The sequence below is a fragment of the Candidatus Pelagibacter sp. genome (assembly GCF_052049815.1).
GTDB lineage: Bacteria > Pseudomonadota > Alphaproteobacteria > Pelagibacterales > Pelagibacteraceae > Pelagibacter.
Map to the genome: position 1 here is coordinate 13846 of NZ_JBNGZG010000014.1, position 19370 is coordinate 33215.

The 19370-nt window shown below is 31.4% G+C and carries 21 protein-coding genes; 19 read left to right on the forward strand and 2 right to left on the reverse strand.

What is annotated here, in order from left to right; genetic code table 11:
- Nucleotides 1-3 precede the first annotated feature (3 nt).
- The 12 genes from ACTT9D_RS03945 (at nucleotide 4) to ACTT9D_RS04000 (ending at nucleotide 11199) form a co-directional block, all read left to right on the forward strand.
- Nucleotides 4-867: a carbohydrate ABC transporter permease gene (locus tag ACTT9D_RS03945; RefSeq protein WP_041487695.1), complete on the forward strand. Its 864-nt coding sequence runs from the start codon at nucleotides 4-6 to the stop codon at nucleotides 865-867.
- A 3-nt stretch (nucleotides 868-870) separates the two neighbouring features.
- Nucleotides 871-1719, forward strand: coding sequence for a carbohydrate ABC transporter permease (locus ACTT9D_RS03950; protein WP_014954021.1), 849 nt, complete (start codon nucleotides 871-873; stop codon nucleotides 1717-1719).
- Nucleotides 1719-2798 carry an ABC transporter ATP-binding protein gene (locus ACTT9D_RS03955; RefSeq protein WP_440930311.1) on the forward strand — a complete coding sequence of 360 codons (1080 nt, stop codon included), beginning with the start codon at nucleotides 1719-1721 and terminating at the stop codon, nucleotides 2796-2798. Before ACTT9D_RS03950 ends, ACTT9D_RS03955 begins: the two co-directional genes overlap by 1 nt.
- Nucleotides 2791-3864 (forward strand): ABC transporter ATP-binding protein, encoded by a 1074-nt coding sequence (locus ACTT9D_RS03960; protein ID WP_440930312.1) that lies wholly within the window; start codon nucleotides 2791-2793, stop codon nucleotides 3862-3864. The genes ACTT9D_RS03955 and ACTT9D_RS03960 overlap by 8 nt, the downstream gene beginning before the upstream one ends.
- A complete protein-coding gene (locus ACTT9D_RS03965) occupies nucleotides 3848-4642 on the forward strand; it encodes a DUF4198 domain-containing protein (protein ID WP_440930313.1) in 795 nt (264 codons plus the stop codon). Before ACTT9D_RS03960 ends, ACTT9D_RS03965 begins: the two co-directional genes overlap by 17 nt.
- 125 nt (nucleotides 4643-4767) lie before the next feature.
- A complete protein-coding gene (locus tag ACTT9D_RS03970) occupies nucleotides 4768-5928 on the forward strand; it encodes a TRAP transporter substrate-binding protein (protein WP_014954025.1) in 1161 nt (386 codons plus the stop codon).
- A 91-nt stretch (nucleotides 5929-6019) separates the two neighbouring features.
- Complete coding sequence (locus ACTT9D_RS03975) at nucleotides 6020-6610, forward strand: TRAP transporter small permease subunit (protein WP_157720915.1); 591 nt, start codon at nucleotides 6020-6022, stop codon at nucleotides 6608-6610.
- The gene (locus ACTT9D_RS03980; RefSeq protein WP_440930545.1) at nucleotides 6600-7961 is read left to right on the forward strand and encodes a TRAP transporter large permease; all 1362 of its coding nucleotides are present in this window, start codon (nucleotides 6600-6602) and stop codon (nucleotides 7959-7961) included. The genes ACTT9D_RS03975 and ACTT9D_RS03980 overlap by 11 nt, the downstream gene beginning before the upstream one ends.
- An 11-nt stretch (nucleotides 7962-7972) precedes the next feature.
- Entirely contained in the window at nucleotides 7973-9301 is a 1329-nt protein-coding gene (locus ACTT9D_RS03985) for an amidase (RefSeq protein WP_440930315.1), read from the forward strand.
- Between the two features lie 2 nt (nucleotides 9302-9303).
- Complete coding sequence (locus tag ACTT9D_RS03990) at nucleotides 9304-9480, forward strand: hypothetical protein (RefSeq protein ID WP_440930316.1); 177 nt, start codon at nucleotides 9304-9306, stop codon at nucleotides 9478-9480.
- Nucleotides 9481-9491: 11 nt separating this feature from the next.
- On the forward strand, nucleotides 9492-10397 hold the full coding sequence (locus tag ACTT9D_RS03995) for a DMT family transporter (protein ID WP_440930546.1): 906 nt from the start codon (nucleotides 9492-9494) through the stop codon (nucleotides 10395-10397).
- Nucleotides 10381-11199 carry an alpha/beta hydrolase gene (locus ACTT9D_RS04000; protein ID WP_440930318.1) on the forward strand — a complete coding sequence of 273 codons (819 nt, stop codon included), beginning with the start codon at nucleotides 10381-10383 and terminating at the stop codon, nucleotides 11197-11199. Before ACTT9D_RS03995 ends, ACTT9D_RS04000 begins: the two co-directional genes overlap by 17 nt.
- A 1-nt stretch (nucleotide 11200) precedes the next feature.
- On the opposite strand, the gene ftsY is transcribed toward ACTT9D_RS04000, so the two are convergent.
- Together ftsY and dapF are read right to left on the reverse strand one after the other, a co-directional pair.
- The gene (ftsY, locus tag ACTT9D_RS04005; protein ID WP_440930319.1) at nucleotides 11201-12118 is read right to left on the reverse strand and encodes a signal recognition particle-docking protein FtsY; all 918 of its coding nucleotides are present in this window, start codon (nucleotides 12116-12118) and stop codon (nucleotides 11201-11203) included.
- Nucleotides 12118-12942: a diaminopimelate epimerase gene (gene dapF / locus ACTT9D_RS04010; RefSeq protein ID WP_440930320.1), complete on the reverse strand. Its 825-nt coding sequence runs from the start codon at nucleotides 12940-12942 to the stop codon at nucleotides 12118-12120. Before dapF ends, ftsY begins: the two co-directional genes overlap by 1 nt.
- A gap of 160 nt (nucleotides 12943-13102) precedes the next feature.
- Here dapF and ffh point away from each other — a divergent pair, with 160 nt between their 5' ends.
- From ffh to leuB, 7 genes are read left to right on the forward strand one after another with little or no spacing between them, the layout of a single operon-like run.
- Nucleotides 13103-14464 (forward strand): signal recognition particle protein, encoded by a 1362-nt coding sequence (gene ffh, locus ACTT9D_RS04015; protein WP_440930547.1) that lies wholly within the window; start codon nucleotides 13103-13105, stop codon nucleotides 14462-14464.
- A 10-nt stretch (nucleotides 14465-14474) separates the two neighbouring features.
- Nucleotides 14475-14969, forward strand: a complete 495-nt coding sequence (gene rpsP / locus ACTT9D_RS04020) for a 30S ribosomal protein S16 (protein WP_440930548.1) — start codon at nucleotides 14475-14477, stop codon at nucleotides 14967-14969.
- A gap of 14 nt (nucleotides 14970-14983) precedes the next feature.
- Nucleotides 14984-15673, forward strand: coding sequence for a tRNA (guanosine(37)-N1)-methyltransferase TrmD (gene trmD, locus ACTT9D_RS04025; RefSeq protein ID WP_440930323.1), 690 nt, complete (start codon nucleotides 14984-14986; stop codon nucleotides 15671-15673).
- A gap of 15 nt (nucleotides 15674-15688) precedes the next feature.
- Nucleotides 15689-16243, forward strand: coding sequence for a 50S ribosomal protein L19 (gene rplS, locus ACTT9D_RS04030; protein ID WP_440930324.1), 555 nt, complete (start codon nucleotides 15689-15691; stop codon nucleotides 16241-16243).
- 10 nt (nucleotides 16244-16253) lie between these two features.
- A complete protein-coding gene (leuC, locus tag ACTT9D_RS04035) occupies nucleotides 16254-17657 on the forward strand; it encodes a 3-isopropylmalate dehydratase large subunit (protein WP_440930325.1) in 1404 nt (467 codons plus the stop codon).
- Nucleotides 17657-18262: a 3-isopropylmalate dehydratase small subunit gene (gene leuD / locus ACTT9D_RS04040; RefSeq protein ID WP_440930326.1), complete on the forward strand. Its 606-nt coding sequence runs from the start codon at nucleotides 17657-17659 to the stop codon at nucleotides 18260-18262. Before leuC ends, leuD begins: the two co-directional genes overlap by 1 nt.
- Nucleotides 18255-19361 carry a 3-isopropylmalate dehydrogenase gene (leuB, locus tag ACTT9D_RS04045; protein WP_014952611.1) on the forward strand — a complete coding sequence of 369 codons (1107 nt, stop codon included), beginning with the start codon at nucleotides 18255-18257 and terminating at the stop codon, nucleotides 19359-19361. The genes leuD and leuB overlap by 8 nt, the downstream gene beginning before the upstream one ends.
- Nucleotides 19362-19370: the final 9 nt, after the last annotated feature.

The following is a 19370-nucleotide window of genomic DNA, read 5'->3' on the forward strand; positions in this document are numbered from 1 at the left end:
CACATGAACTTTAAGCATAAATACTTTTTTTTGTTTCCTGGTTTATTTGTGCTTATAGGAATTTTAATTTTTCCAATAATATTTGTAGTAAGGTTAAGTTTATCAGGATGGAATAGTTATAATCCTGGATTAGATTTTATTGGTTTAGAAAATTATATAAGATTATTTACAGATGATCCTAGATTTTGGGAATCATTTTTTAGATTAAGTTTTTTATCAGTAACAACTGTAATTCTTCAATATGTGATTGGTTTTGCTTTAGCACATATGGTTTGGAAAGATATAAAATTTAAAAGATTTTTTAGAGTTTTGTTTTTAATTCCGATGATGACCACACCAGTCATCATGACTGTAATATGGAGAACTTTCTTTCACGAGTCGCTTGGACCAGTAAATGATATTTTGTCTAATTTTGGTGTATCACCTAAATGGCTTACAGATCCAGTTATCGCAAAGTTTACGGTAATCATCGTTGAAGTTTGGCAGTGGACTCCATTTATGTTTTTATTATTGTTAGCAGGATTATTATCACTACCAAAAGAACCTTTTTTAGCTGCTGCTATTGACGGTGCTAGTCCAGTGAGAAAATTTATTTATGTAACATTTCCTTTAATGGCTCCAATATCAATAGGCGCAATTATTATTAGATTAATTGAAGCGTCTAAAATTATGGATACAGTTTATGTTTTAACTTCAGGTGGTCCTGGAACTTCAACAGAGACTTCAAGCTTTTATATTTTCATTAAAGGATTAAGGGAATTTCAAATGGGTTATGCAGCTTCAATGTCATTTACATATTTGATTATAATGATCATAAGCTTAACAATCATTGCTAAAGTTTTAACAAAACTGCTATTAAAAGAATAAACGATGAATAAACTTTATATATTTTTAAAATATTTCTTTATAGTTTTTTGGACAATATTTGTAGTAGCACCATTTCTTTGGGCGTTAACAACATCATTTAAAGATTTTCAATCTGTTAATGCGGGAGTAACTTATATTCCTTGGGTTGACTTTGAACCAAATTTAGAAGGTTGGAAAGTTTTAATAAAATCTCCAGCTAAAGGAGGTGTGGACATTGTAGAACCATATTTCAATAGTTTGTTCGTTACATGTACAGCAAGTTTAATTAGTATTATTCTTGGAACTTTGTCAGCTTATGCATTATCAAGATATACATTTAAAGCTGGGTTTGTAAAAAATAATGACATTACATTCTTCTTTATATCTCAAAGAATTATGCCTCCTATTGTTTTATCGATCCCATTCTTTTTATTTTTAAGTTCCATAGATTTGCTTGATAGTCTTTCAGGATTAATTGTTGTTTACATAGTCTTATTAATGCCAATAGCTGTCTGGATCATGGTTGATTTCTTTAATAAGGTTCCAAAAGAAATAGATGAAACTGCATTAATAGATGGATGTAATCCTTATCAAGCATTTTTAAAAGTAGTTCTACCAAATTCAATACCAGGCTTAATAGTTGCTGGTATGTTTTGTATTATTTTTGGTTGGATTGATTTTTTCTTTGCATTTATTTTAACATTTACAGAAGTTCAGTTATTACCAGTTAAAATTGTGGCTTTAAATTCATCAGTAACTCCTTGGTGGAGTTTATCTGCATCAGCATTAGTATCTGTTGCACCTTTAATCATCGTTGCATTTATAGTTGAAAGGTATTTGTCAAAAGGAAATTTATCAGGAGCTATTAAATAATGGATCTGGTTGCTAAAAATTTATCCTATAAACCAACAGATCAGTTTCATTTAAATGATGTATCTTTTAATTTTAAAAATGGAAATCTTTATACAATTTTAGGCAGAACTTTATCCGGTAAAACAACATTACTTAAAACGATAGCTGGTCTACTAACACCAGATAGTGGAGAAATAGATTTTGATGGAAAAGATTTTCTTAAAACGCCTGTATGGGAAAGAAATGTAGCTATGGTTTACCAGCAGTTTATAAATTATCCTCATTTAAATGTTTTTGAAAATGTTGCATTTCCTTTGAAACAAAGAAAAATGGAAACAAATGTAATAAATGAAAAGGTTACAGATGCTCTTAAATCTGTAGGACTGTCTGGTTATGAGAATAGAAAAATTCAAGAACTTTCGGGAGGACAACAACAGAGAGTTTCACTAGCTAGATCATTAGTAAAGAATGCAAAAATTTTATTATTAGACGAACCGCTAGTAAATTTAGATTACAAATTAAGAGAACAATTAAGAGAAGAATTCAAAAACCTATTTTCAAAGGGATTATCAGATGAAACTATTCTGATTTATTCTACAACAGACCCAAGAGAAACTATGGAGTTAAATGGAGAGGTGATTGTATTAGATGAAGGAAAAGTTTTGCAAGTAGGTCCAGCAAAAGAAATTTTTGAAAATCCTAACTCTTTAAAGGTGGCTGAAATTTCAAATGATCCGCCTATGAATATTATTGATGCTGAAATTTTAGAAAGTGAAGTAGGTTTTGAGGGTATATCAATTAGTGCGCCAAAACATTTTAATAATATAAATAATAAAAGTTTTAAAATTGGGCTTAGATCTTCAGATATTATATTAAACGAAAAAGGATATGAGTTTGAAGTTGAGTTAGCTGAAATAAGTGGTTCGGAAACTCTTCTTCATTTAAAAAAAGGTAACACAAAACTAATCATGTCGATTGAAGAAGTAATGAATTTTAAAATTCATGACAAAGTAAAAATAAATTTTAAAATTGAAAAAGCTTATGCGTTTAATTCAAACGGAGATTTAGCTTCTTCACCATTTAGGAGTAAAAATGGCTAAAATAGATTTAAGTAATATTTCTCACTCTTATAATCCAAACGATCCTAATCCGATTTACGCATTAAATCCTTTTTCAATGACGTGGGAAGATGGAAATAGATATGCAATTTTAGGACCATCTGGATGTGGTAAAACAACTATGCTCAATATTGTTTCTGGTCTTGTACGTCCATCAGCAGGAAAAATATTATTTGATAACAAAGATGTTACAGATTTAAAAACAGAAGACAGAAATATAGCACAAGTATTTCAGTTCCCAGTTATTTACAGCACGATGACAGTTTTTGAAAATTTGGCATTTCCTTTAAAATGCAGAGATTTTGCAAAATCTAAAATAGATGAAAGAGTAAACTCAGTTGCAGAAACTTTGAATTTAAATTCTTATTTAGATTTACCAGCAAGAAAATTAACAGCTGATCAAAAACAATTAATATCTTTAGGTAGAGGCCTTGTGCGAGAGGATGTTGCTGCAGTTTTGATGGATGAACCTTTAACAGTAATTGATCCTGATTTGAAATTTAGATTAAGAAGAAATTTAAAAGAGATTAATGAACAGTACAAAACAACTTTAGTTTATGTAACTCATGATCAAAATGAGGCTATGACTTTTGCAGATAATATAATTGTAATGAGCGAAGGTGAGGTTGTACAAACAGGTTCCCCTAAAGATTTATTTGAAAGACCAAACACTACTTTTGTAGGTTATTTTATTGGATCACCTGCAATGAATTTATTCGAGTCGGAGGTTGCATCAGAAACTGAGGTAAAAGTAGGTGATATAAAAATAAAAACAAATACAAATTTATCAAAAGTAAAAAACAAAAATATAAAATTAGGAATTAGATCAGAATTTATTGATTTAGCAGACAAAGAAGGAAATAATACTGTTAAGGCTAAAGTACAAAAGGTTGAAGATTTTGGTAATTTTAAATTACTTACCGCCACAATGAAAAATTTTACAATAAAATCTAAAATTGAAAGAGAAAAACCTATTTCAAATGATGAGGTAAATCTTTATATTCCAGCAGAAAAATGTTGTGTATATGAAGATGAAAAACTTATTTAGAATAATTATTATCATCAAAAGTTTTTTATTTTTATCATTTTCTTTAAATGCTAATGCTCATGAATTTTGGCTAGAACCTGAAAATTTTAATACAGGCTCTGATAGTTCAATCATTCATATAAAAATTGGTACAGAATTCATAGGAACAGAGTTTGGTTTTAAAAAAAAATTTAAAGACAAATTGTATAAAGAAAACAATAAAGAAGGCAGGATAAATCTTGAACAGAAAGATGGTAGTTTTCCAGCTTTTACTTTTAATATTTCTAAAGAATTTAATATTTTTACTTATGTTAATAATTTTACACTTCTTAAATACCGAAGTTTAAAGGGTTTTGAGAATTTTTTAGAAGAGCAAAATCTAACTGCGATTATCAAAAACTATGACCAAAATAAAATTCCAACCGAACATTATAAAAGATTTGCAAAGACAATCTTAAATTTTGATAATTCAAGTTTTTTTGTTGAAAAGCCTACTTTAGATTTTGAAATAATCCTTTTGGGCAAAGTTGATAAAAACTTACTAAAGTTTGGTGTTTTTCATAATGGTAAGTTAGTAAAAAATTGGCCTGTTGAAATATTCAGCAAAAATAAAAACGGCGAAATTTTAACTGAACAATTAAAAACAGATAATGAAGGAAAGTTTAATTTAACTACATTTAAAGAGAGAGTTTATTTAATTAATTCAGTTTTAGTTTTTAAAGCAAAAGATAAGCCCGAATTAAATTTATCTTCCGATTGGATAAGCTATTGGGCAAGTTTAACATTTCAAAATAATTAAAATACACCTTAAAGTTGAATAAAGTTACAATTACCTACTATTGCACACCTATTTTAAATTGATTCTAAAGTCGTATTTTGGTTAGATGCCCGCTGGTTAATTAACTAAAAATAACAAGGAGAAATATGATTAAAGAAAAAAAATCATTGAAGAATTCAACTTCTTCAAGACGTAAGTTCTTTAAGACTGCTGCTAAAGCTGGTGCTGTAGCTGCAGCAACAGTTGCTATGCCAAACATCGCAACTGCTGGTTCTCACGCTAAAGTATTAAAGATGCAAGCTGCATGGCCATCAGGTGCAAACATCTTTTTTGAAATGGCAGGGGACTACTGTAACATGGTTAAAGAAATGTCAGGTGGATCTTTACAGATCGATCTACAACCAGTTGGTGCAGTTGTAAAAACTTCTGAAATCGGACAAGCTGTAAGTTCAGGTGTAGTAGATATGGGTCACTGGGTGACTGCATACTGGTACGGAAAGAATGCAGCAGCTTCTTTATTCGGAACAGGTCCATCATACGGAATGTCATCTCAAGAAGTAATGGGATGGATGGAGTACGGTGGAGGTAGAAAACTGTACGATGAAACTTTAGCAAAAGTAGGTTTCGATTACATCGGTTTCTTCCATATGCCAATGCCTGCTCAGCCTTTTGGTTGGTTCAAAAAGAACGTAACTAAAGTATCTGATGTAAAAGGTATGAAGTACAGAACAGTTGGTCTTGCAACTAACGTTCTTACAGCAATGGGAATGGTAGTTAGACAATTACCAGGTGGTGAAATCCAACCAGCAATGAAAACTGGTTTGATTGAAGCTGCTGAGTTTAACAACCCAACTTCAGACTCTCAGTTTGGTATGCAAGACGTTTCTAAGCATTATCACTTAGGAAGTTTCCACCAATCACAAGAGATGTTTGAAATACCGGTTAACAAAAAAACATACAACAGTTTATCACCTGCACACCAAGCAATATTGAAAAATGCTGCTTACGCTGCAAACAGTGATAACTACTTTAAAGCTCTTGTAAGATACTCAGCTGACTTAGCTAAGTTAATGAACGAGCACAAAGTAAATGTTTACCAAACATCGGACGAGATCCTAGCTGAGCAATTAAAAGGCTGGGATAAAGTAATTGGTGATTTCAATAAGAAAGACCCATTCTTTAAGAAGATCGTTGATTCACAAAAAGCTTACGCTAAGAGAGTAATGAAATACTTACTAATGAATCAGCCGAATTACAAACTTGCGTACGAAAATGAGTTTGGTCCAATTGGAAAAGTTAAGCTGTAGTTAGTTTAATTTAAAATGATTTAAAGGGGGGCTTTTGCCCCCCTTTTTTATTTGATTATTAGTTACAATACATTATTAATTGTCCTTTATGATGAGATCCTACATTAAATTTGCTGACCGATTGAGTGTTTCAATGGGTAAAGCTTTTTCTTGGTGTATTGTGATTTTAATGGGTGGAACTTGTTACGAAGTATTTATGGCTTATGCTTTAAATGCACCCACATTATGGAATTTTGATTTCAGTCTTCAAATGTACGGAGCAATATTTATGATGGCTGGAGCTTACACACTTTGTACAGAAGCGCATGTAAGAGGAGATGTGATTTACAGATTATTTTCACAAAGAACACAAGCATGGATAGATATTGTTTTATACTTTATTTTCTTTTTTCCAGGTGTTCTGGCTCTAGCATTTTATGGTTACGAATACGCTGCTTTAGCTTGGAAAATAAAAGAAACAAGCTGGAATAGCCCAGCACAAATACAAATTTATATGGCAAAATCTTTAATACCTTTGTCTGGCGCTCTTTTATCTATTCAAGGAGTAAGCGAAGTGTTTAGATGCATAATCTGTATTCAAACAGGTTCATGGCCAGAAAGAAATGCCCAGGGTGATGCTGAAGAAACAGAAAAAATTTTAATGAGAACTTCTCAGGAAGGAAACAAAGAAGATGTTATTTAGTTTAACAAATCCAGAGATTGCAATCATGATGATGGGACTGTTTTTATTTGCAGTTCTATTGGGTTTTCCTATTGCTTTTACACTAATGGCTATGGGTCTTGGATTTGGATATTACGCTTATTTTGATCCAACTAAAATGGAACATTTATTTGATAATAGAATATTCCAACTTTTTGTTCAAAACACATACACTGTTATGGATAACAACGTTTTAACAGCGGTCCCCTTATTTTTATTTATGGGTTATCTTGTTGAACGTGCAGGTATTGTAGCAAAATTATTTTTTGCAATCAGATTAGCGTCACACAGGTTACCTGCTTCTATGGCAGTGGCAGCATTAATTACATGTGCTCTGTTTTCAACAGCCACAGGTATTATAGGTGCTGTAGTAACTTTAATGGGATTATTAGCTTGGCCGGCAATGGTTAAAGCTGGTTATGACAAAAAATTTGCATCAGGTATAATTTGCTCTGGTGGATGTCTTGGTATTTTAATTCCACCAAGCATTATGTTAATAGTTTATTCGGTAATTGCTCAATTGTCTCCATTAAGATTATTTGCAGCCGCTATTTTCCCAGGTTTAATGTTAGCTGGGCTTTATATAATATATGCAATCACTAGAGCTTATTTTAATCCTTCAATAGCTCCAAAACCAAAAGCTGAGGAAATACCGCCAACAGCAGTAATTATGAAAGAAGTTTTGGTTTCTTTCTTACCATTGTTTTCATTAATCATATTAGTTTTAGGAACTATCTTAGCAGGTATTGCAACTCCTGCAGAAGCAGCAGCGGTAGGTGCATTTGGTTCATTAGTTCTTTCTTATTTCTATAAAACTTTAAAATGGAAAAATTTCAAAGAGTCTGTATTTTTAACAGCAAAAACAACAGCTATGATTATGTGGCTGTTTATTGGATCTTGGACTTTTGCATCAGTATTTTCTTATTTGGGAGGTCATGAAGTTTTTGAACATTTCTTTAAATCTCTTAACTTACAGCCTTGGCAATTCTTAATTATTACTCAGTTGATTATATTTTTATTAGGATGGCCTCTAGAGTGGACAGAAATTTTAATTATTTTTGTGCCTATATTTTTACCATTAGTAGAATTTTTTGGAGTAAATCCATATTTCTTTGCAATGTTAATTGCGTTGAATCTTCAAACTTCATTTTTAACACCACCCATGGCAATGTCAGCATATTACTTAAAGGGTGTGCAGGCAAAAAATGTTGAATTGATGGATATATTTAGAGGAATTATGCCTTTCTTAGCAATTGTTATTTTTGCTATGGTGTTAATGTATATTTTCCCAGGTATTGCTTTATGGTTACCAGAAACTTTATTTGCAAATTAATTCTAAATTAAATGTCAGAGATCATTTCTTTAAGCTTAGAGCAGTTAGCTACTAAAATAAAAGATGCCCAGTTATCATCAGTAGATGTTTGTAAGGCTTTCATAGAAAGAATTGAAAAATATGAGAAAGATATAAAAGCCTGGGCTCATTTTGACAAAAAAGTTTTATTAGAAAAAGCTGAAGAAGCCGATGAACATAGAAGATCAGGAAAACCTTTAGGATCTCTTCACGGAGTACCAGTTGCTGTAAAAGATATTGTTGGAACAATTGATATGCCTACAGAGTGTGGAACAGTTATTAGAAAAGGTAAGTCTTATTCTCAAAATGCTGAAATAATTGATATGTTACATTCAGCAGGTGCATTAGTAATGGGAAAAACTGCAACATCAGAACTTGCTTTTTTAGGACCACCAGCGACAACCAATCCTCATGATAATTCAAGGACACCAGGAGGTTCTTCAAGTGGCTCGGCTGCAGCCGTTGCTTCTTTTATGGCGCCAGTTTCAATTGGATCTCAAACAGGTGGTTCAATAATTAGACCAGCCTCTTATTGTGGTGTCGTTGGTTACAAACCAACTTATGGTTTAATTTCACGTAATGGTGTACTGAGAACTTCTTATAATCTTGACCATATGGGAGTATTTGGAAGATCTGTAGAAGATGTTGCCATGCTTGCAAAGGTACTAATTAAAAAAGACAAATATGATCCTGCAACAATTCATTATTCTGCAGATAATTTTGTAGAGGAGACAAAAAAAGGACCGTTGTTTGAACCAAAATTTATTTTTTATAAAACTGAATATTGGAAATTGATTGATAAAAAATCTAAAGGTGCATTTGAATATTTTATTAAATCATTTCCAAAAAATATTGAGGTGTTTGATACTCCTTCTTATTTTAAAGATATCCATAAATATCATCAAATAATACACGAAACAGACTTAGCAAATAATTTTTCTGTTTATTATAAAAAGTATAAAAAGAAACTTTCAAAATATATGCAAGATGCAATAGCAAATGGAAATAAACATTCTGCTAAAGAATACGCTGAAGCTATAGATTTTATGAAGAGAAGTTATGAGTCTTACCAAGAAGTATTTGAAGATTATCATGGAGTCTTGTCACCATCTAGTCCAGGTGTTGCACCCAAAGGACTTAAGAGTACTGGGACAGCTGAGTTTAATAAAGTTTGGTCTTACATGGGCACACCATGTATATCTCTTCCTTTACTTGAGGGAGAAAATAACTTACCATTAGGAGTTCAAATAATTGGTGATAAATATGATGATCACCGATTTTTAGGAGTAGCAAACTGGTTAGAAAAGGAGTGTAAAGAATAATTATGAATAAAATAACAACCATAATTGGATTATCTTTTGCAATATTTTTTTTAATTGGATTAGCAACTACGCTTACTAGATCAATGATGATTGGTTTTATAGATGTTTTGCCAGTTTATATTCTGATGGGTGTTGCCATCATTATGATGGTTTACGAAGCTTTTTTTGATAAAAAATAAACCTCTATAAATTGAAAGACAGAAACAAAAATTTATTTGGTTATTCCTTACTTTTAATACAACCTATTTTTATGGCGAGTAATCTTGTTGTTGCAAGAGGTGGGGTTGAGTATGTGCCTCCTTTGTCACTCGCTTTTTGGAGATGGGTAACTGTATTTTTAATATTACTTCCATTTACATTTTCAGCTTTAGCTAAAAACATAGAGATTATCAAAAAAGAGTATAAACAGTTATTTTTTTTAGGCGCTATGGGATGTGGTGTGTGTGGTGCATTTCCATTTTTAGCAGGTGAAACTACCACAATAACAAATATGGGGATTATTTATACTTCATCACCAGTTTTTATAATTATAATTTCTTATTTCTTTTTTAATGAAAAAATAAATTTGACAAAATTTGTTGGGCTTGTTTCATGTTTAATCGGTGTGTTTGCTATCATCATAAAAGGTGATGTTAATCTCTTATTAAGTTTGAAATTTACCGTTGGTGATCTTTGGATGTTAGGTGCTGCAATAGGATGGGCGCTTTATTCTATATACTTATTTTATTGGAGAACAGATTTAGCGATCTTTCAAAGATTCACTCTTGTAGCTTTTTTTGGCGCTTTGAGTTTAATGCCATTTTACTTAATTGAGCAATTTATTTTTGAACCTACCTCATTTAATTCTGATTTTTTTGCCTGGGTAATTTTTGCTGCTATATCACCAGGGATTATTGCATTTACTTTGTACACAATGGCTCAAAAAAGATTAGGTGCTTCTATAACTGGTTTTACGTTATATATTTTTACAGTTTATGGTGCTGTTTATGGATATTTTTTATTTAACGAACAATTTGAATTTTATCATTTGATTGGAACTATATTAGTATTTTTTGGAGTATTTTTAGCAAAAAGAAAAAATGAAAAAAAAAATTAAGGATATTTTCTTGTATTTTTTAATTGCGATACCAACAGTATATATTTTGCTTCTACTTTTTCTTTATTTTTATCAAAGAAATTTATTATATCACCCTAATGAAAATAATTATTTTGGCGATAATTTAAAAATAGAAGTAGATAGAATTAAAATAAAAACTTCAGATAATTTGGATCTTAATGCTTGGTATTATGAAAAAGACAAAAACAAATTTAAAACTTTATTATTTTTTCATGGAAATGCTGGGTTATTAGAAAACAGAATTTACAAATTGAATGCACTAGATAAGTTGAATTTAAATATTCTAATAATTGCATGGAGAGGTTTTAGTGGAAATCAAGGAAAACCAAATGAAAAGGGTTTATATGAAGATGGCAAAAGTGCAATTGATTGGTTATTAAATAATGGAGTTAAAGAAAGAAATATAATCCTTTATGGAGAGTCTTTAGGAACTGGTATTGCAACTCATCTTGCACAAAAAAGGGATTTTGCAGGTGTAATTCTAGAAACACCATTTACTTCTATGATAGATGCAGCTAAAACATTTTATCCATATGTTCCAGTAAACATTTTACTTAAAGATAGATATGAAAATAAAAGTAAAATAGTGAATATAAATTCACCGATATTAATTATGCATGGAGAAATAGACAATATAGTTCCATTTCATATGGGAAAAAAATTATTTGAAATAGCTAACGAGCCAAAAACATTTTATTCAACTAAAACAGACAATCATATGATGGAGTATGATGATAAATTAATAAATGAGTTAGATATTTTTATAAAAAGCTTAAATTAATTTATTTAATATTTGTAAATACTTCAGCAAATTTTTCAGAATCAAATATTTGTAGGTCATCCTCTTTTTCACCTAATCCTAAAGCAATTATTGGAAGTTTAAACTTTTTGGATACTGCTATTAGTATCCCACCTTTTGCAGTACCATCTAACTTTGTCATTATCAAACCTGTAACTGGAATAATTTTATTAAATTCCTCCACTTGATTTATTACATTTTGTCCTGAAGTTGCATCTAGAACAAGGATAACCTCATGTGGAGCATCACTTTCCACTTTTTTAACTACATTTGCAATTTTTTTGTATTCTTCCATTAAGTTCTTTTTGTTTTGAAGTCTTCCTGCAGTATCAATAATTATTTGATTAAAATTATTATTTTTTGCTTGCTCAACCGCCTTATAAGCAACTGAAGCAGGATCGGATCCCTGAGAAGATTTTACTATTTCAACATTGATCTTTTTTGCCCAATTATCTAATTGTTCTATTGCGGCAGCTCTAAAAGTATCTGATGCTGCTAATATTACCTTATTATCTTTTTCTTTAAAAATTTTGCTTATTTTTCCAATTGTAGTTGTTTTGCCTACACCATTAACACCTGAGATTAAAATTACATTTAAGTGATCTTTTTTTTCAAAAAAGTTTTGTTTTTCCAAAGGTTGCATCAAGTTGATAATGTATTCTTTTAAAATTAAATTGATTTCAGATGTTACTTCTTTACTAGGATCTATCTTTTTTTTTGAAATTATTTCTTTAATTTCTGATGCTGCAACGGTTCCGACATCAGATGAAATTAAATAGTCTTCAACTTGACTAAGTGTTTCGTCATTAATTTCTTTTTTAATAACTATTTCTTTTAGTCCAGATGAAAAAGCTTCTGCACTTTTTTTAAAACCACTTTTAAACTTTTCAAATATACCCATTAAATTTTAATATTTATTTCTTTAATATCTGAGACAGGACCTTTCATGTGAATACTTTCTTTATCATCAATAAGAATAGATAGTTTTCCACTTGCAAATTCAATATCTGTATTGTTTCCAGTTAATTGATTTATTTTACCAGCATAAGCGGTTGCACAAGCTGCCGTACCACAAGCTTTAGTGAGACCTGCTCCTCTTTCCCAAACATTAACTTTTATATGATCTTTATTAATTTTTTGAGCAATAGTAACATTACATTTTTCTGGAAATAGTTCAGAGTTTTCAATTATTGGACCAATCTTTTTAATTTCAAATTTTGAAATATCTTCAACAAAAAAAATTACATGTGGATTTCCAACATTAACCGCAGTACCGCCTATGAAATCATTTCCATTTTTATCTGATATTTTTATCTGCAAGTTTTTGCTGTTCATATCTTTTGACAAGGGAATTTCATTCCATTTAAGTTTAGGTATACCTATTTCAGTACTCACAAGTCGATCTCCCAAAATTTTTGAAACTAATTCACCTGAAGATGTTGTTAGAACAATTGTTTCTTTTTTATTTTCTTTATTCAAAAATTCAGCAATACATCTTGTCCCGTTACCACAAGCTCCAGAAATACTTCCATCTGAATTATAGAAAATTAGTGATGCATCGGTGTTTTGATTTTTTTTTAAAATAATAAGTTGATCACAGCCAATATAATCACGATCACAAATTTTAGTTATTTGATCATTAGAAAGTTCAATTTCCTCAGATCTAGCGTCTATAATTACAAAATCATTACCTAAACCATCCATTTTGTAAGCTTTAATGTTCATATATCTTATTTAACTTATTTATTGACTTTTTGAACCTCTATTATAATTTGCAGCAGTTTCCGCAAAAACGTTAAATTTGCGGTGTCTTTGGAAACAAAGAGATCGACACTAGTCAGCGAGGGTTCGCCCACTAGTGCGATTACTGCTGTGCGTTATAAATATGTTTGAAAACTTAACAAATAAATTTGAAGAAATTTTTTCTTCACTTAAAAAAGCTCCTTCACTTGATGAGAAACAAGTAGATGAAGGATTAAGAAGTATTAGGCAAGCCTTATTAGAGGCTGATGTTTCTTTAGAAGTTGCAAAACAATTTGTAGAAACCGTCAAACCTAAAGCACTAGGTCAAGAAATTATAAGATCTACATCTCCTGGAGATATGGTTGTTAAGATTGTTTATGACGAATTGGTAAGCTTTCTTGGAGACAGTAACCAAGATTTAAATTTAAGCGCGGTTCCACCAGTGCCTATGATGTTAGTTGGTCTACAAGGATCAGGTAAAACAACGACTACAGCAAAATTAGCAAAATTTATTGAGTTAAATAAGAAGAAAAAAGTAATGATGGTCAGTTTAGATATCTACAGACCAGCTGCTCAAGAACAATTGAAAACTCTTGGAGAACAAAACAATATATTAACTTTACCAATAATTGAGGGTCAACAACCAGCTGATATTTGCAGAAGAGCTATTAGTGCAGCAAGCCTTAATGGGGCAGAAGTTATTTTATTTGATACTGCTGGAAGAACTCAAATAGATCTTCAAATGATGAGTGAGATAAAACAAATTGAAAGTATTATAAATCCAACTGAAACTATTTTAGTTGCAGATTCACTAACTGGTCAAGTTGCAGCCTCAGTGGCAAAAGAATTTAAGAATACAGTAAATCTTTCTGGAATAATATTGACTAGAGCTGATGGTGATGCAAGAGGTGGTGCTGCTGTTAGTATGAAATTCGTTTCTCAGGTTCCAATAAAGTTTTTAGGTATTGGAGAAAAGATAGATAATTTTGAAGCATTTCATCCTGATCGTATAGCAAATAGAATTTTAGGCATGGGAGATATTGTTTCTCTTGTAGAGAAAGCTGCTCAAGATTTAGGTGAAGAAAATATCAAAAAGGCTGAAGAAAATTTAAAAAAAGGCCAATTCTCAATGGAAGATTATTTATCACAATTAAGACAAATGAAAAAAATGGGAGGTATTGAAGGAATAATGTCTTTTATGCCTGGAGTATCTAAAATGAAATCACAAATGGATGCTGCTGGTGTAGATGAAAGTATTATAACTAAAAATGAAGCTATAATTTTGTCTATGACAAAAAAAGAAAGAGAGAATCCAAAAATTATCAATGGTTCTCGAAAAAAAAGAATTGCTAATGGTTCTGGAACTGATCCTGCCACTATCAATAAATTGCTTAAGCAATTTAAAATGATGTCTGAAATGATGAAAAAGATGTCTAAAGGAAATCTGAAAGGAATGTCTGATAAAGGTATTCCACCAGAACTATTTAATCAATTAAAACAATAAAGGAGAATAAATGTTAAAACTTAGATTATCTAGAGGCGGAACTAAAAAAAGACCTGTCTACAAAGTTGTTGTTGCAGACAGTCGTTTCGCAAGAGATGGAAGATTTATTGAAAAAGTAGGATTTTTTAATCCTCTTCTTCCAAAAGAAAAAAAAGAAAGAATTGGTTTAGAGGCCGAAAGAATTAAGTATTGGCTTGGACAAGGTGCTCAACCAACTACTAGAGTTGCAAGAATTTTAGGTGAAAATGAGTTAATGCCTATGCCTGCAAATGGAAATAATCCTCAAAAAGCTGTTCCAAAGAAAGAAAGAAAAAAAGAAGGTGAGTCATCAGAAGCTCCTAAAGCAGACGCAGCTCCAGCAGCAGAAGCTCCTAAAGCAGACGCAGCTCCAGCAGCAGAAGCTCCAAAAGAAGAAGCTCCTAAAGCAGACGCAGATCAAGCAGCAGAAGCTCCAAAAGAAGAAGCTCCTAAAGCAGACGCAGCTCCAGCAGAGGAAAAAAAATAAACAGTTAGTATTTTATGTTGAGAGCTCAAATATTTACTCTTTACCCAGAGTTTTTTCCAGGCCCTTTATCAAAAGGACTTTATGGAAAAGCAATGTCGAAAAAACTTTGGGATCTTAAAGTTGTGAACATTAGAGATTATGCTACTGACAAACATAAAACTGTTGATGATACTCCTTATGGAGGAGGATCTGGAATGTTGATGAAGCCAGATGTTCTTGCAAAATCAATAGATGAAAACGTTGTTAAAAATGAAAGAATATTTTATCTTTCACCTAAAGGTAAATTATTTGATCAAAACTTTGCTAAAGATCTTTCAAAGGAACAATCAATTTCTTTAATATGTGGACATTTTGAAGGTGTAGATGAGAGGATACTTTCAACAAGAAAAATTGAAGAAATAAGTCTTGGAGATTTTGTTTTATCTGGTGGCGAGACAGCAGCGTATGTAGTTTTAGATAGTATTTTAAGATTATTGCCTGGCGTTCTTGGAAATGATCAATCTACTAATGATGAGAGTTTTGAAAATGGGCTTCTCGAGTATCCGCAGTATACAAAACCACCAATTTGGGAGGAAAAATTAGTACCAGATGTCTTATTATCTGGAGATCACGCTAAAATTAAAGACTGGCGTTTATCTCAATCTGAGGCTATAACACGCGTCCGAAGACCAGATTTGTGGAAAAAATATAACAAGAAAAATTAGACCGAGTATTAGAAAATGAAAACGATTGAAGAAATAAATCAAAGCAAAGTTAAACAAATTCTTTCAGAAAAGAAAATCCCAGCTTTTTACCCAGGTGATGTTGTAAAAGTAGGTGTGAGAATAACTGAAGGTAAAAAAGAAAGAATTCAGTATTTCGAAGGTGTTTGTATTGCAAAAAAAAGTAGAGACATTAATTCTTCATTCACTGTAAGAAAAATATCTTTTGGTGAAGGAGTAGAAAGAACATTTCCATTATATGGTCCAGTAATTGATTCAATAAAAGTAATTAGATCAGGTAAAGTAAGAAGAGCAAAACTATATTATCTAAGAGACAGAACTGGTAAATCAGCAAGAATTGCGGAAAAGATAAGAAAAAATATAGGTATAGATGTTGATACAAAACCAGAAACAGTTACTGAAGAAAATGTTGCTACTCCAGCAGTAGAGCCAGAAGCTCCTATAAAAGAAGCAACTGAAACTGTAAAGGCAGAAACTCCAGCTAAGTCAGAAGCAAAAGAAGCAAGCCCAGCACCTGAAGCAAAAACAGAAAGCACAGAAGAAAAAAAATAATTTTTTCTAAATGGCCTTAACACTTTACGATAAGATTTGGAAAGATCATCTAGTTGATATTCAAGATGATGGAACTGCTTTATTATTTGTTGATAGACATTTAGTTCATGAAGTTACAAGCCCACAAGCTTTTGAAGGCTTAAGAAATTCAAATAGAAAAGTAAGACATCCAGCTTTAACATTAGCTGTTGCAGATCACAATGTTCCTACAACTGATAGGACAAAAGGAATAGCAGACGAAGATTCAAAAATTCAAGTCGAGACATTAGAAAAAAATTGTAAAGAATTTGGAGTACAACTATTTGGTATGGATGATAAGAGACAAGGTATTGTTCATATAATAGGTCCTGAACAAGGTTTTACTCAACCAGGCACTGTAATTGTTTGTGGAGATAGTCATACAGCAACACACGGTGCATTTGGTGCATTAGCTTTTGGTATCGGAACTTCAGAAGTAGAGCATGTTTTAGCAACACAAACCTTAGTTCAAAAAAAAGCAAAAAATTTTAGAATTAATGTAAATGGAAAATTACCTTTAGGAGTAACTTCTAAAGATGTAATTTTACAAATTATTGGAAAAATAGGTACAGCAGGTGGGACAGGCTGTGTAGTTGAGTATGCGGGTAATTTAATAAGTTCTTTGAGTGTTGAGCAAAGAATGACGATTTGCAATATGACTATCGAAGGTGGTGCCAGAGCTGGCTTAATTGCACCAGACCAAAAAATATTTGATTATTTAAATGGAAAACCAATGTCACCAACTGGAGAGAATTGGAATAAAGCAGTTGAGAACTGGGAAAAATTGAAATCTGATGATGGAGCATCTTTTGATAAAGAAATCAATCTTGATGCAAATGAAATTAAACCAATGATCACATGGGGAACTTCACCACAAGACGTCATTACAATAGACGGAAAAATTCCAAACCCAAGCAACGAAAAAGATGAAGATAAGAAAAACTCGATTGAAAGAGCTTTAAAGTACATGGGATTAAAACCAGATATGTCTGCAATAGATATTAAAATAGATAAAGTTTTTATTGGAAGTTGTACGAATGGAAGGATTGAGGATTTAAGAGAAGCAGCAAAAATTTTAAAAGATAAGAAAAAAGCAAGTCATGTTCATGCAATGGTGGTTCCGGGATCTGGATTGGTAAAAGAGCAAGCAGAACAAGAGGGATTGGATAAAATTTTTATAAACTCAGGATTTGAATGGAGAGAACCTGGTTGTTCAATGTGTTTAGCTATGAATGCAGATAAATTAAAACCTGAAGAAAGATGTGCGTCTACTTCAAATAGAAATTTTGAAGGCAGACAAGGCAGAGGAGGAAGAACACATTTAGTTAGTCCAGGCATGGCAGCTGCTGCTGCGATTTCAGGAAATCTTGAAGATGTTAGAAAGTTTGAAAACTAATGCAAAAATTTAATAAATTAAAAAGCATTCCTGCATATTTACCAATTGTAAATATTGATACAGATATGATTATTCCAAAACAGTTCCTAAAGACAATTAAAAGGACAGGACTTGGTAAAAACTTATTTTTTGAAATGAGATATGATGAAAATGGAGAAAAGATAAATGATTTTATCTTAAATAAAGATCCTCATGATAATTCAAAAATATTAATAGCTGGTAAAAACTTTGGATGTGGTTCTTCTAGAGAGCACGCTCCATGGGCATTATTAGATTTTGGAATTACTTGTGTAATTAGTTCAAGCTTTGCTGATATCTTTTATAACAATTGTTTTAAAAACGGAATTCTTCCAATAATTGTAGAGGAAGAAAAAATTAAAGAATTATCAGAGTATTCAAATAGAAAAGAAGAAATTTCGATTAATCTTGAAGAGGAAAAAATAATTTATGGTAACAGTGAGATCAAATTCGAAATTGACCCGTTTAAAAAGAAATGTCTATTAGAAGGTTTGGATGATATTGCTCTATCTTTAAAAAAATCTGAAAAAATAGAATCTTTTGAAAAAAATTTAAAAAATCAAAAACCTTGGATCTTTAATGATTAAAGTTAAAAAAAGAAAAATTCTTCTGCTTGCTGGAGATGGAATTGGCCCTGAAGTTACTGGAGAAGTAAAAAAAATTATAAATTGGTTTAATTCAAAAAAGTCACTTGATTTTGAAATAGATGAAGATTTAGCAGGAGGTTGTTCTTATGATAAACATGGTACTCCCTTGACTGATGAAGTTTTTTATAAAGCTCAAGAAAGTGCTGTAGTTATGTTAGGAGCTGTGGGTGGACCAAAATGGGATAATGTAGAGTTTTCAAAAAAACCCGAAAGAGCATTATTAAAATTAAGAAAAGAATTGAAGCTATTTGCAAACTTAAGACCAGCAATATGTTTCAAACAATTAGTTGATGCATCAACTTTAAAACCAGAAATAGTTTCAGGCTTAGATATCATGATTGTAAGAGAACTTACAGGTGGGATTTACTTTGGAGAACCAAGAGGAATTAAACCAATAGAAAATGGAGAGAGAAAAGGAATTAATACTCACACTTACACAAGTAGCGAAATCACAAGAGTTGCAAGAATTGCCTTCGATCTAGCAAGGAAGAGATCAAATAAAGTTACATCTTGCGAAAAATCAAATGTGATGGAAGCAGGACAACTTTGGAAAGAAGAAGTTCAAACTTTACATGATAATGAATATAAAGATGTTGAGCTTAGTCATATGCTTGCAGATAATTGTGCGATGCAATTACTTAGATACCCAAAACAATTTGATGTAATTGTCACTGATAATTTATTTGGTGATATGCTTTCAGATCAAGCATCAATGTTAACAGGTTCTTTAGGATTATTACCATCAGCATCATTAGGTGCAAAAAATAAAGATGGAGAAATGAGAGCTATGTACGAACCAATTCATGGTTCAGCGCCTGATATTGCTGGAAAAGGAATAGCAAACCCAATTGCAACAATACTAAGTTTTGCAATGGCATTAAGATATTCACTAGACCTAGATAAAGAAGCAGATTCCCTAGAAAATGCAGTTCAAGAAGTACTAAATGACGGATTGAGAACTAAAGATATTTTATCTGAAGGAACTAAGGAAGTTTCTACTTCTCAAATGGGTGACGCGATAATTTCGAAATTGAATTAATTACTTATT